The 12,931-nt window shown below is 64.4% G+C and carries 11 protein-coding genes; 4 read left to right on the forward strand and 7 right to left on the reverse strand.

Going from position 1 to position 12,931, the window contains the following annotated elements:
• The first annotated feature begins 46 nt into the window (after window positions 1-46).
• Window positions 47-1,042: a LysR family transcriptional regulator gene (locus AC1DO7_RS30435; protein WP_441623451.1), complete on the forward strand. Its 996-nt coding sequence runs from the start codon at window positions 47-49 to the stop codon at window positions 1,040-1,042.
• A gap of 431 nt (window positions 1,043-1,473) precedes the next feature.
• On the opposite strand, the gene AC1DO7_RS30440 is transcribed toward AC1DO7_RS30435, so the two are convergent.
• Window positions 1,474-2,391: an AraC family transcriptional regulator gene (locus tag AC1DO7_RS30440; protein WP_441623453.1), complete on the reverse strand. Its 918-nt coding sequence runs from the start codon at window positions 2,389-2,391 to the stop codon at window positions 1,474-1,476.
• Between the two features lie 175 nt (window positions 2,392-2,566).
• On the opposite strand from AC1DO7_RS30440, the gene AC1DO7_RS30445 reads away from it, so the two are divergent.
• Genes AC1DO7_RS30445 through AC1DO7_RS30455 form a run of 3 tightly spaced genes read left to right on the forward strand, consistent with a single transcriptional unit; the run spans window position 2,567 to window position 6,449 of the window.
• The gene (locus AC1DO7_RS30445) at window positions 2,567-3,661 is read left to right on the forward strand and encodes an NADH:flavin oxidoreductase/NADH oxidase (RefSeq protein WP_441623455.1); all 1,095 of its coding nucleotides are present in this window, start codon (window positions 2,567-2,569) and stop codon (window positions 3,659-3,661) included.
• Between the two features lie 57 nt (window positions 3,662-3,718).
• Window positions 3,719-4,192, forward strand: coding sequence for a (2Fe-2S)-binding protein (locus tag AC1DO7_RS30450; protein WP_477116927.1), 474 nt, complete (start codon window positions 3,719-3,721; stop codon window positions 4,190-4,192).
• A 10-nt stretch (window positions 4,193-4,202) separates the two neighbouring features.
• Window positions 4,203-6,449 (forward strand): xanthine dehydrogenase family protein molybdopterin-binding subunit, encoded by a 2,247-nt coding sequence (locus AC1DO7_RS30455; RefSeq protein ID WP_441643613.1) that lies wholly within the window; start codon window positions 4,203-4,205, stop codon window positions 6,447-6,449.
• 119 nt (window positions 6,450-6,568) lie between these two features.
• Here the strand turns inward: AC1DO7_RS30455 and AC1DO7_RS30460 are convergent, their stop codons facing one another.
• The 6 genes from AC1DO7_RS30460 to AC1DO7_RS30485 all read right to left on the reverse strand — a co-directional run bounded on the left by AC1DO7_RS30460 (window position 6,569) and on the right by AC1DO7_RS30485 (window position 12,650).
• Entirely contained in the window at window positions 6,569-7,483 is a 915-nt protein-coding gene (locus AC1DO7_RS30460; RefSeq protein ID WP_441623460.1) for an SMP-30/gluconolactonase/LRE family protein, read from the reverse strand.
• A gap of 17 nt (window positions 7,484-7,500) precedes the next feature.
• Entirely contained in the window at window positions 7,501-8,766 is a 1,266-nt protein-coding gene (locus AC1DO7_RS30465; RefSeq protein WP_441623462.1) for an MFS transporter, read from the reverse strand.
• Between the two features lie 153 nt (window positions 8,767-8,919).
• Window positions 8,920-9,333: a cupin domain-containing protein gene (locus AC1DO7_RS30470; protein ID WP_441623464.1), complete on the reverse strand. Its 414-nt coding sequence runs from the start codon at window positions 9,331-9,333 to the stop codon at window positions 8,920-8,922.
• A 28-nt stretch (window positions 9,334-9,361) separates the two neighbouring features.
• A complete protein-coding gene (locus tag AC1DO7_RS30475) occupies window positions 9,362-10,732 on the reverse strand; it encodes an NAD-dependent succinate-semialdehyde dehydrogenase (RefSeq protein WP_477116928.1) in 1,371 nt (456 codons plus the stop codon).
• A 68-nt stretch (window positions 10,733-10,800) separates the two neighbouring features.
• Window positions 10,801-11,778, reverse strand: coding sequence for a tripartite tricarboxylate transporter substrate binding protein (locus tag AC1DO7_RS30480; RefSeq protein ID WP_477116929.1), 978 nt, complete (start codon window positions 11,776-11,778; stop codon window positions 10,801-10,803).
• A gap of 77 nt (window positions 11,779-11,855) precedes the next feature.
• Window positions 11,856-12,650 (reverse strand): SDR family NAD(P)-dependent oxidoreductase, encoded by a 795-nt coding sequence (locus AC1DO7_RS30485; RefSeq protein ID WP_441623470.1) that lies wholly within the window; start codon window positions 12,648-12,650, stop codon window positions 11,856-11,858.
• Window positions 12,651-12,931: the final 281 nt, after the last annotated feature.

A 12,931-nucleotide genomic window follows, 5' to 3' on the forward strand; every position in this document is an offset into this window, starting at 1 on the left:
TGGTTAATACTAGATCCTTGTAGTTCGCCCCCCGTGAGTTTGCCCAATGCCGTCCGCCGTCCATCCCGTTCATGCCCTCCTCGCCCGCCTCAAGTTCCGGCATCTGCGCGTCATCCTTGCACTCGACGAACTGCAAAGTGCCGCCGAAGTGGCGGCACGCTTCCATATCAGCCCGGCAGCGGTGTCGAAGACATTGGCGGAAGTGGAGGCCATCGTCGGCATGCCCTTGTTCGAGCGCGGACGCCGCGGCATGCGAGCCACCGAGATCGGCCAGGAGATGATCGAGGGCGCGGCATTGGTAACGGCGCAGCTGAGCCGCCTGGCCGAGTCCCTGCAAGCGGTGCGCGAGGGCACGCGGGGTCAGATGAGCATGGCCTACCGGACCACATCGGTCCAGCCCCTCCTGGCGCAGTTGATCTGCGCGTTCCATGAAGGCAATCCGGGGGTCGACATCAGCGTGATCGATGGCGGGATCATCGAGCTCATCAACCAGGTCGACGAGGGCGAACTCGATCTGTTGTTTGCCTACGAAGATCCGCGCCTTGAGCGCAAGGATCTGCTCTACGCGCCCATCATTCCGGGACAGAAACTGGTCATCGTGGCCAGCATGACGCATCCACTGCTGCGGCAGCGTCACATCACCGCGCAGGATCTGGTCGATCAGCAATGGTGCATCCCCGCTCAGGGGGCACGCATGCTGCATCACCTGCACACCGCTTTCCGCGCCCTGGAGATGCCGCCACCGCAGCGCGGCATCCGAACCAGCGACGTAACCATGACGGTCAATCTACTGCAGGCCGCGCACTTCCTGGCTGTGTATCCCGAGCGCATCGCCGCCCAGTTGGCGGCGGCGAATATGGCCCGTGTGCTTCCGTTCAAGCTGGCAAGCCAGGTAGAGCCGGTTGTCATGGTGTGGAACTGCGCACTGGCGCCGCGGGCTCCTGCACGGGCCTTTCGTGACTTCATCCTGCGTCACGCCGCGGCGATGCCAGCGGATCCTTCAGCGTGGCTGGCAAATGTGGGAGCAATGAAGCCTGCGTAACGACCCCGCTTTCGTTCACCAACCAACGCGTCGTCAAGGCGGCGCAACCCGTCGCGATCAACGCAACGCAAGACATCCCGGTACGGAAGGGGAAGCGCGCTGAGCGCCAAGGACTTCGACGATCTGTCCCCGCTGTCGCCGCGCCTGGCTCGCGAGGCTCGCTTCTGCATGAGCGATGCCTTCGAGATCCTGGCCGGTATGCAACGTGCTCGTGAAACCAACCCGGGTGACCTAATCGGGCAACGCAGAAGCGACCAGATCGGGTGGACCAGCAAGACGTGAGGCTTGTCCGCGTCCCAACGGGACCACGCGAACACGATTCAGCGCGTACGGCAAGGGCGAACGACGCAGGCCTGCTTCAATCGTCCCACGCCTTACATGGCTGGACTCGTTGCGCCAGAACATTGGCGTAGAAAACCTGCGACTGGCTTTCAGCTAACGCGCATTCGTTGGATATCCCGCAAAGGGGGAGCACCGAAAAGCCGGGCATATTCCCGRCTGAACTGTGATGCGCTTTCATACCCGACGCGCAGACTTGCCGTTCCCGCGTCGAGGTTCTGGCTCAGCATCAATTGACGTGCTTCCTGGAGGCGCAGCTGTTTCTGGTACTGCAGCGGGCTGGTCCCCGTAATCGCGCGAAAGTGCTGCCGGAATGTCGACGGGCTCATGTGTGCATTGGCAGCGAGTTCCTCCACCTGGAACGATTGTGCAAAATTCAGCTTGAGCCAGGCCACTGCCCCGGCAATCTGCTCACTTGGCGAGCCGGTGGCCGCGAACTTTCGAAGCAGCGGCCCATTGGCCCCCGCCAGCAGGCGAATGGCGATTTCCTGCTGAATCAATGCGGCGACGTGAGGTATGAGTTCCGGCTCGTCGAGCAGGCGTACGAGCCGGATCAATGCGTCCAGGACGGGCGGCTCAAGGTCACTGACGGAAATTGCGAGATTCGGACTCTGCTTCCGAGGTTTGATCCCTTCCATATCTGCGGCCAGTTCCATGACGATGCGCGGGTCAAGCGCCAGCATCAGGCCAAGGAACGGCTTGGCCGGCGTCGCGACCGTGACGTTCGACACAACAGGCACGTCGATCGTCGTCAGCAGGGATTGTCCGGCGGCGTAGTTGAACACCTCGTTGCCAAGCATGACCTGCTTGCCACCCTGAGCGACCACCCCTAACCCAAACCCGTAGATGCATGGCATCGGGGCTGCGCTGGCGCTCCTGCGGTGAAGCGTCAGGCCCGAAACGCCGGTGAAGTGGTCGCCGTCATTTTGGGCAATTCGACCGATTGCCTCGGCGAGGGTGTCGATGGCCGCAGCCTTGCCAGGATTTCCAGTCTTTTCACGCGCGTTCATGCTCCTGCTCCGCCCTCTTTTTGCTGCGTGAAGTCTATCACCGGGCCGAAGCCAGAACGGGCGTGACGGGCATGCAATCGTCGGATTGGGCAATAATGGGGGCGGAATTGGCAAACAGTTTTCGGGCACCTTCCCGCAAACTGGGCCCCATCGCCACTTTCCATGGGCTTGCCAGATGTCCTCCCTCTTTTCCCCCTACTCATTGAGGGGCGTCACCCTTCGAAATCGTATCGTCGTCTCTCCCATGTGCCAGTACATGGCCGAGAACGGGCAACTTAGCGACTGGCATCAGAGCCACTACGCTATGCTGGCGCGCGGTGGCGCCGGGCTCGTCATCGTTGAAGCGACCGCCGTGTCGCCCGAGGGACGTATTACGCCCGGCGACGTGGGTCTCTGGAGTGACTCGCACATTGCGGGCCTTGCCGCTGTGGCGAAGGCCATCAGGGCCGCCGGCGCCGTCGCGGGCATCCAGATCGGTCACGCCGGTCGCAAGGCCGGCTGCACGCCCCCTTGGGACGGCGGTGCCCCACTGGACAGGAACGATCGGCGCGCGTGGCAGCCGGTGGCGCCGAGCGCGCTGCCGTTCATGCCCGCAAACCCACATATGCCGCGCGAATTGAGCCTGGATGAAATCCGGCGCACGCAACAGCATTTCGTGGATGCCGCCGCTCGTGCCCTGCAAGCGGGATTCCAGTGGCTCGAGCTTCATTTTGCCCATGGCTTCCTCGCACAGAATTTCCTGTCCGCTCTCACCAATGCGAGGGACGACCAGTACGGCGGCTGCCTTGAAAATCGCGCTCGCTTCCTGATCGAGACGGTCGCCGCAGTGAGAGAGGTATGGCCGAATAGCCTGCCGCTGACGGCACGCCTGGGTGTCGTGGAATTCAACGGCCGGGAAGACGAGACACTCGCGGAGTCCGTTCAGGTCCTGAAATGGCTGAAGGATGCCGGCCTGGATCTCGTCGACGTCGGACTGGCACTGTCCACCGCGGACGAACAAGTCCCATGGGGACCCAACTTCCTCGTTCCCTACGCGCGACGGATTCGCGCGCAAACCGGGCTGCCGGTTGCGACCAGCTGGCAGATCACGAGTGCGTCGGCGGCAGACGCCCTGATTCGCGAGGGGCAGCTCGACCTTGCGCTGTTCGGCCGTACATTGCTGGCGAATCCGCACTGGCCGTTCCAGGCGGCGCGGGACCTCAAGGTCGAGCAGGCAGCGTCGGTGCTGCCAACGCCGTACGCCTTCTGGCTGCAGAGCTGGGCGGGCTGAGGCCAGGCGATTCGCGGCACTCGTACCCTGACCACCACCTACGGAGAACCCTCCCCGATGAGCACCCTCAACGTTAACGGCCGTAAGCATACGATCGATGTCGATCCCGGCACGCCCATTCTCTGGGCGCTGCGCGACTCCCTTGGCATGACCGGCACCAAGTTCGGCTGCGGCGCTRCCCTATGCGGCGCCTGCACCGTGCATCTGGACGGCCAGGCCATTCGCTCGTGCGTCACTCCGGTCTCTGCTGCCGAGGGCAAGACCATCGTCACCATCGAAGCTGCGACCGATGGCAGCGACCGGGTCGGAACCGTAGTTTATGCGGCCTGGGTCAAACACGACGTGGCGCAATGCGGTTACTGCCAAAGCGGCCAGGTCATGAGCGCTACTGCCTTCCTCAAATCCCTGCCTCGCGGCAAGCAACCCAGCGCTGCCGAGATCGACGCCGCCATGGCGGGAAACATCTGCCGCTGTGGTACCTATCCCCGCATTCGCGCCGCAGTGGCCGATGCCGCCAAGGCCCTTGCCTGAAGGATCCGCCATGTTTCCCAGTCTCGATCACGGCGAAATGCCGCGCAATCTACAGCGGCTGCTGGCGCGGAGCCAGAGCGACGAACCCACCATGCTGCCGCGCCGCAGCTTCCTGAAGCTGGCCGGCTCCCTCGGCCTGGTGCTTGGTGCATTTCCGCATCTGGCCATCGCACAGGCCGTCAATGCCGGTGGTGCTGCGAGCGCCCTGAAGCCGACGCAGCAGCCATTGGCGTTTGTGCAGATCGCTCCCAGCGGCGAGGTCACCGTGACCGTCAACCGGCTGGAGTTCGGCCAAGGCGTGCAGACTGCCTTGCCGATGATCCTGGCCGAGGAGCTCGACGCGGACTGGAGCCTGGTGCGCAGCCGGCACGGCTCGAACGACGCTGCCTACGTCGACCCGCTGTTCGGCATTCATCTCACCGGCGGTTCGCATTCGGTCAAGAACAGCTTCACGCAGTACCGCGAGCTTGGTGCCCGTGCCCGCGCGATGCTGCTGTCGGCGGCGGCGGCGCGCTGGAACGTGGACGTGGCCACGCTGCGCACCCGCGCAGGTTTGGTGCTGGATCCGGGTGGCCGTACGCTGACCTACGGCGAACTGGCCGAAGCCGCCATGGCGTTGCCGGTGCCGGAGAAGGTCACGCTGAAGGACCCGAAGGACTTTCGTATCATAGGCACGCCCACCACGCGCATCGATGCGCGTGCCAAGAGCAGCGGGCGCCAGGACTTCGGCATCGACACACGCCTGCCCGGTCAGCTCACGGCCGTGGTGGCACATCCCCCTGTGTTTGGCGCGCGACTGACCGCGGTAGACGACACCGCCGCACGAGCCATCAATGGTGTCAAGGCCGTGCTGCGCGTGCCGGGGGACCGTGGTGGCGAAGGCGTGGCCGTGCTCGCCGACGGCTACTGGGCGGCCAGGCAAGGGCGCGACGCGCTGAAGCTTCAATGGAACACGAGCGCGGTCGAAAAGGCTGACAGCGAACGGTTGCTGGCCCAGTACCGCGAGTTGGCGGCGCAGCCCGGCCGGCGTCAGTTCGACGCGGACATGACGCCGCTGGCCACCGCGCCGCGCCAGCTGGACGCGGAATTCGTGTTCCCCTACCTGGCGCACGCGCCGATGGAACCACTGAACTGCACCGTCCAGCTGTCCGACGAGCGCGCCGAACTGTGGGTCGGCTCCCAGTGCCCTGGACTGGACGGTGCCGCTGCCGCGCGCGCACTTGGCCTCAAGCCCGAGCAATTGAAGATCCATGTACAGATGGCGGGCGGCGGCTTTGGCCGGCGCTTCGCGAGCACGAGCGACTACGTGGTCGAGGCCTGTGCGATCGCCAAGGCTGCGCGCACCGCCGGCATGAAGGCACCGATTCGCATGCTATGGAGCCGCGAGGACGACATCAAGGGCGGGTATTACCGCCCGATGCACCTGCATCGCGCGCGCATCGGCTTCGACCAGCAAGGCAAGGTGCTGGCCTGGGATCATGTCATCGTTGGCCAGTCCATTACCTCGGGCACGGTGTTCGGGGAATTCCAGGTCAAGAACGGCATCGACGCCACGGCCACGGAGGGCATGCGCGATCCCTACCCGCTACCGATGCGCCTGACCGTGCATCACCCCACGCCCAACGTGCCGGTGCTATGGTGGCGCAGTGTCGGTTCCACCCACACTGCTTACGTCATGGAGACACTGCTCGACGAGATTGCGCGCGCCACCAAGCAAGACCCGGTGGCTTACCGCATGCGCCTGTTCGGCGACAAGCATCCGCGCCATCGCGCGGCGTTGCAACTGGCGGTGGACAAGAGCGGCTACGGCAAGAAGAAGCTACCCGCCGGCCGCGCCTGGGGGGTCGCGGTGCACGAGTCATTCGATTCCGTGGTGGCCTATGTCGTAGAGGCCTCCGTTAAGGAGGGTCGCCCCCAACTGCATCGCGTCACAGCCGGCGTGCATTGCAATCTGGTGGTGAATCCTCGCACCGTGGAAGCACAGGTGCAGGGCGCGGCAGTCATGGGGCTGTCGATGTGCCTGGCGGGCTCGGCCATCACGCTGAAGGACGGTGTCGTCGAGCAAAGCAACTTTGGCGACTTCACAGTGGCGCGCATTACCGATGCCCCCGCATTCGACGTCCACATCGTGCCCAGTGCGGATCCACCGACGGGCATGGGCGAGCCTGGCCTGCCGCCGTTGGCGCCGGCGTTTGCCAACGCCATTGCCCGCCTCACCGGCAAGCCGCTGCGCCAGCTTCCCTTCAACCTGTCCTGATTGCCCACCGACGACAGGCCCCGCCTGCTGCTGTTAGCGCGTGGCCGTCAGYCCTGGGGCATCGATGCCGTACTTTGCTGTCCCGGGTTGTATGCTCCGGTGATCATTTCGCCGGCGGATCACTGGCAGAACATCCGCTTCCCGGGCACATCCAGCTCCGCCTTCAGCACGGTGCCGGAACTCGATTCCGTAATGAAGAGCGTGCGGTTTCCCTCGCCACCGTAGGCAACGTTGGTCGTGTGGTCTCCCACCGCCGACGTGATGCGGTGCACCGGCTCGCCCCGCGCGTCGACCACCCAGACCGAGCCCATGCCGGTATGCGCGATGGCCAGACGGCCCTGCTCGTCCAGCGCGAGGCCGTCGGGTCCCGTGCCGCCAGAAAGCTGCACGAAGGTCCCGACCTTGCTTACCGTGCCATCGCGCATGAACGGCACCCTCCACACGGCGTTCGCACGCGTGACCGCAAGGAAGAGGACGGATTCATCCAGGTTCATCACCAGCCCATTTGGGCTGGGGATGCGCTCCAGCACGCATTCAAGCCGCCCTTGCCGGCTGTACCGGAACAAGCGCCCACTCGGGTCTTGATAGCCCGACAGGCCCTGGTCAGTGAAGTAAAGGTCGCCGTTGGCCGCGAAGAACAAGTCGTTGACTGCCCTGAAGCGCTCGGCATAGTGTCGCTCCAGCAGTGGACTCACGACCCTCGTCTCGAGGTCGAGCACCATGATGCCGTGTTTGTAGTCGGCGATATAGGCAAGTCCGTCCCGGCCCAGCGCCAGCCCGTTGGGCCAGCCGTCGTACTGCACGATGGTCTCGCATTCGGCAGAAGGCGAGAAGCGGACGATGCGCCCATTCGGCGCGTCCACGCAGTACAGGTTGCCATCGTTGTCGAAGCTCGGGCCTTCCAGCAAAGACCGGGTTGGAATGCCGTGCGGCTGGCTACCTTCCCAGGCTGCGGCCATTCCAGGGCTGGACGGTGCCTCGGGAAGACGCGCGAACGGTGTAGCCTCGGTTATCGGGGGGGGAGCAAAGAACATCACGTTTCTCCTACATGCTATCCATGGAACACGCGTGCTCCCGCCTCACGGCCGGCCCGCGCATCCGCGCACCGCGCCTCACCGATGCGCCTGCGCGTGGCAACTTGCGATACCAGCGCCCCGACCAGCAGCAACACCCCGGCCGCGGCGAAGGCATAGTTGTACGAATCGGTTGCGGCAACCAGGTAGCCGGTCACGATGGGCGCCAGGATACCGAACACGTTTCCGCCGGCGATGGCGATGCTGTTGGCTTTGCCGGCATCCGCAGCATGGTCGAGCAGGTCGTTGGCAAGTGCCATGTTCAGCGAGATCGCCGTCGCGATGCCGGTCAGGGACACGGCCAGCAGCAGTACGATGACCCAGATATTGCTCACGAACGGTGCCGCAAGAATAACGGAAGAGCACAGCAACATGGCGCCGATCATGGGCCTGCGCTTCCCGGTCTCAGCCTCGCCAGGCCTGAGGAGCTTATCGCTGATGCGGCCCAGCAGCATGCCAAACAATACTGCGCAAGCGTACGGCAATGCGGTATAGATGGCGGCGTCCTTGATGTTCATGCCCTTGGTTGCCTGCAAGTAGCTGGGAAGCCACGTCAGGAACAGGTACTGGGTGTACACCGCGCAACCCTGCGTCACGGCGATGCCCCACATGCTCGTGGACCTCAGCAGGCCCTTCAGGCCGACGCCCGGGTCTGGCGTCGCTGCCATCGCCGGGGCCGCCGCGGTAGTAGTGGCCTGCGGCGCGGAATTGCGGAACCAGATCATCCACGGCACAAGCCAGACGAGCCCGATGGCGCCTGCCAGCATGAATGCGACGCGCCAACTGACGACGGATACCAGCCAGCCGATGAAGAGCGCGCCAACTGCCGGACCGGCGTACGCGCCGCTATTGAAGATGGTGGTGGCGAAGCCCCGGTTCTGCGTGGGCACCTGTTCGCGGATGAACTTGTTGGCGCACGGATAGCTGGTCGCTTCACCCGCGCCCATGACCAGACGCGTGGCGAAGAGCGCATGGAAGCTTCCCACAAGCCCGGTGAGCACGGTGGCAATCGACCAGACGCCCATGCCCCCCACGCAGACGCCTTTCGCCCCATACTTGTCAGCGAGGATGCCGGCCGGTATCAGGCAGAGCAGGTAGGTCCAGAGGAATGACGAGAAAAGATAGCCCATCTCGACCGGGCTCAACTGGAACTCGGCCGCGATCGGCCTGGCGGCGACAGAGAGCGCCACACGGTCCAGGTAGTTGATCAAGGCCATGGTGAACAGCAGCAGATACACCGCCACCAGGCTTCGAGAGGTTGAGGATTTCACGATGTCTCCGGTTCTTGTCTTCCGCCGTGGTCCAGGCCGGCGGTGTGCTCCCATCGAACGCCAGCGCGTGTTTCCCGGGAGGCAGGCGCCCGGGATGCAGGGCGCCTGTGCGGAACTGCAATCGCGCTAGCCGTTGTGCTCCGCGGCGATGGGGCGGGTCTCGCCGGTCTCCACAAGGGTGCGGCTCGCGTCCGTCGAGCCATAGATCCACAGGATCTTCATGGGCGCCGTCGCCGACGCATTGCGGAAGCGATGCGGCACGTTCGGGGGAATGAAGGTGGCATCGCCCTTCTTGACGGGGATCGATTGCCCATCGATGTCGAAGATGGCCTCGCCGTCGATCAGCACAACGCTTTCCTCGGCATTGTGATGATGAAAGGGAATCTCGGCGCCCCCGCCGAACTCGGTATAGCCAGTGATGAAGGCCGTGGCGCCCGCGCCCTTCCCTACCAGTGGTGTCGTGCGGGCGCCGCCGCCGCGGTCATGTGTCTTGATGGCGTCGGACTGCAGCAGCACGGCATTGGATTCAGTCTTGATCATGGCATAGCCTCGAAAATGAAGAAAAAGTTCAGTGGGCAGGGCCGACCCACACCGTCTTGATGTTGGTGAACTCGCGGATGCCGAACTCACCGAGCTCGCGGCCGTAGCCGGATTGCTTGACGCCACCGAAGGGCAATCGCGGATCGGAGGCAACCAGGCCGTTGACGAATACCGCGCCCGCCTCGATGCGCCGGGCCAGCGCGTGGGCCCGCTCCAGATCGCCGGTCCACAGCGCCGCGCCCAGGCCAAACTCGGTGGCATTCGCCACCGCAATTGCTTCGTCAACGCTGCCGACCCGGATGACGGCCGCGGCAGGTCCGAACGTTTCCTCCACTGCCGCGGCCATGCCCGGTGTGACCCGGTCCAGAATGGTGGGCGCGTAGAAGAAGCCTGGCCCGTCGATCGGATGGCCGCCCAGCGCGACCACCGCGCCCGCGCTGACAGTGCGCTCCACCTGTGAATGCAGATCGCTGCGCAGATTGGCTCTGGCCAGGGGGCCCACGGTTGTGCTGCGGTCCATCGGGTCACCGACCGCCAGCAAGCGCGTGCCGGCGCAGAAGGCGGCAACGAAGCGGTCCGCGACGGCGTCTTCCACGATGAAGCGCTTGGCAGAAATGCAGCTCTGGCCCGTGTTCGAGAAACGCGCCTTCACGGCCATCCTGGCGGCGGCCTCCACGTCCGCGTCGGCCAGCACGATGAACGGGTCGGAGCCGCCGAGTTCCAGGAGCTGCTTCTTCATCAGGCTACCGGCCTGGGCAGCGACCAGCTTGCCAACGGCCGTCGAGCCGGTAAGCGTCACCGCCGCGACGCGTGGGTCAGCCAGGACGCCGGCCACCTCCGACGCGTCGATCATCAAGGTGGAGACCAGGCCGTCATGCGCGCCCGCCTCCCGAAAGACCTCCGCCAGCGCGAGCGCGCATTGCGGCACGTTGTTGGCATGCTTGAGCAAGGCCGCGTTTCCCGCGGCGAGTGCGGGGGCGGCAAAGCGAATGAACTGCCAGAACGGGTAATTCCAGGGCATCACCGCCAGGACCACGCCCAGCGGGTCGAACACCACGCGGCTGTCCGCCGCATTGCTGGGAATCTGGACATCGGCCAGGAAGCCTGCCGCGGATTCGGCGTAGAAGTCGCAAGTCATCGCCGACTTGTCAATTTCAGCCTCGGCTTCCGCGAGCGGCTTGCCCATCTCGGCGGTGATCATGGCCGCATACTGCGCCCGATTGCGGCGAAGCACCGCGGCCACTTCCGCCAGAAGCGCGCATCGCTCGCGCACCGACCGCGTGCGCCACGCCTGTTGGGCCTGCGCCGCGCCTTGCAGCTTGCGCTCGACATCTTCCGGGCGATCGAGCAGGTAGCGGCCGAGTTCCGCACCCGTGGAGGGATTGACTGAAACGATCATTGGTATATTGGTAGCAGGTTGTTCGGCGAACGTAGCCTCGCCTTGGCATGGCTGCGTTCGCGCAAGGATCAGATGGGTTCGCTGGACAGCACCTTGCGCCGGATCAGTTCTTCAAGCGTGCCGGCGTCCTTTTCCAGTCTCGCCTTGAATACCTCGGGCGTGCTGTTCACGACGTCGAACCCGTTCTGGGCGAAACGCTTGGCGAGTTCCGGGTTGCGCATCACTTCCGAGGTGGCCGCCACGATCTTGTTCCGCGTCTCCGCCGGCAGGCCGCTGGGGGCGACCAGGCCGACCCACGTGGGATACTCCAGCCCCGGGATGGACTCGCTCATCGTGGGGATACCCGGCAACAGGGCAGACCGCTTGGACGAGCCCACGGCGATGGCGCGGACCTTGCCCGACTGGATATGCGGGAGCAGCACCGATACGCCGGCGAAGGCGAAATCGATATGTCCTCCCAGCAGGTCTGTGATCATCGGGGCCGCGCCCTTGTAGGGAACGTGAGTCGTCTTGAGCCGGCGCGCCAACGCCRTCTGCGCGCTGTTCACGTGCCCTGCGGATGCCAGCCCCGAGGTGCCGTAGGTCGTGCCCGGATGGGCTTTCAGGTACGAGATCAACTCTTCCAGGTTCTTCACGGGGAGATCGCCCCGGGTGACCAGGATCTGCGGCGTCGTCACCAGCAGGTTGAGGTAGTCAAACGACTTGAAGGTGTCGTACCRCAGGCCTTTCATGATCTGGTAGTTGGCGGCTTGCGTATCGAGCGCCAGCATCAGCGTATAGCCATCGGGCTTGGCTCGGGCGGTCTCCGCCGCGCCGATGGATCCACCGGCCCCCGGCTTGTTCTCGATCACGATGGGTTGCCCGAGCTTCTCGCCGAGCGCCACGCTGATGATGCGCGCGGTCTGGTCGACAGCGCCGCCGGCCGCGAACGGCACGATCAGCCGAATCGGCTGGTGCGGGTACGCCTGCGCAGAAGCCAGTGCACTGGCGCAGGCGCATACAGCGAATGCCGCGGCCTTGAACAGCCGCCGGTAGGGGGATGCCATCTTTGTCTCCTGTCTTTTTGGTCTGGTCTGTCCTGCGTCCGCAAGCGCCTTTGCCCGGCCGGACGTCGATGCCTGGATCAGGGCGTGCTGGCGATCAGGCCGCCGTCGATGACGATCTCGGTGCCCGTGACGTAGCGGCTCTCATCGGCCGCCAGGAAGAGGGCGGCATGGGCCGTGTCCCAGGCATCGCCCATGTGTTTCATCGGGATCTGGTTGTTTCGGCGGGCGAGGAAGCCAGCCGGATCGCCCTGTGCGTACTTCTGGACCAGGTTGTCTAGCAGCGGCGTTTGCATCAGGCCGGGCACCACGCAGTTCAGGCGGATACCCTCCGCAGCGTGAATCACGGCTGTCGTCTTCGTGAACTGGATCAGCGCAGCCTTGGCCGCGGCGTAGGCGACCTGGGGCTTGCCCACGTAGCGCAGGCCGGCAACCGAAGACACGTTGATGACTGAGCCGGCGCCTTGCTTGCGCATGACGGGCAGCACATGCTTGCATGCGAGGAACGCACCCTTCAGGTTCACCTCGATCTGCGCATCCCAGACGGCTTCCGTCATGTCTACCGGACCGCCAGGCTGCGACAAGCCGACGTTGTTGACCAGGATGTCGATGCGCCCGTGCAGCTCAAGGCAGGCGTTCACCGCGCGCTCCACGTCTTCGGCCCTGGTGGAATCGCAGCGCACCACCGTTGCCCGGTTTCCTTCTTCCTCGATGCGCTTGCGCGTGTCTTCCGCGTTCTCCAGGTTCAGGTCGGTGCCAAAGAACGCGGCACCCTGGCGGGCCATGAGAACCGCCATGGTCCTGCCATTGCCCCAGCCTTGTGCCACGGAGCCACATCCCATGATCAGGGCAACCTTGTTTGTCAGTTTCAACATTCCACTTATCTCCTTGTACGGGCCTTGGGCGGCAACACCGCCGACGTTGGGGCGAATCGTAAGCAGCGGCGATTGATAAGTGAAATTCTTTATTTCTATCCAATGATAGAATGAAGGAATGAATTGCCGGCACTAGTACAACATCCCGTAAATAGCTTGAATAAATAATCGCCTCGGATATCATGGCGGGATGAGTCGAGGCCGCCATGCAACGCCAGTGAAGTTGGCGAAGAAAGAAAGACAGGAACTGTTATCGCTGATCGAGCGCAAGACGGCGCCGC

Source organism: Cupriavidus sp. 05N40 (genome assembly GCF_056397305.1).

Coding starts and splice junctions, on each gene's coding strand:
- AC1DO7_RS30445 (WP_441623455.1), top strand. CDS start 2,567: ATGTCCTCCCTCTTTTCCCCCTACTCATTGAGGGGCGTCACCCTTCGA.
- AC1DO7_RS30460 (WP_441623460.1), bottom strand. CDS start 7,483: ATGTTCTTTGCTCCCCCCCCGATAACCGAGGCTACACCGTTCGCGCGT.
- AC1DO7_RS30485 (WP_441623470.1), bottom strand. CDS start 12,650: ATGTTGAAACTGACAAACAAGGTTGCCCTGATCATGGGATGTGGCTCC.
- AC1DO7_RS30435 (WP_441623451.1), top strand. CDS start 47: ATGCCGTCCGCCGTCCATCCCGTTCATGCCCTCCTCGCCCGCCTCAAG.
- AC1DO7_RS30455 (WP_441643613.1), top strand. CDS start 4,203: ATGTTTCCCAGTCTCGATCACGGCGAAATGCCGCGCAATCTACAGCGG.
- AC1DO7_RS30475 (WP_477116928.1), bottom strand. CDS start 10,732: ATGATCGTTTCAGTCAATCCCTCCACGGGTGCGGAACTCGGCCGCTAC.
- AC1DO7_RS30470 (WP_441623464.1), bottom strand. CDS start 9,333: ATGATCAAGACTGAATCCAATGCCGTGCTGCTGCAGTCCGACGCCATC.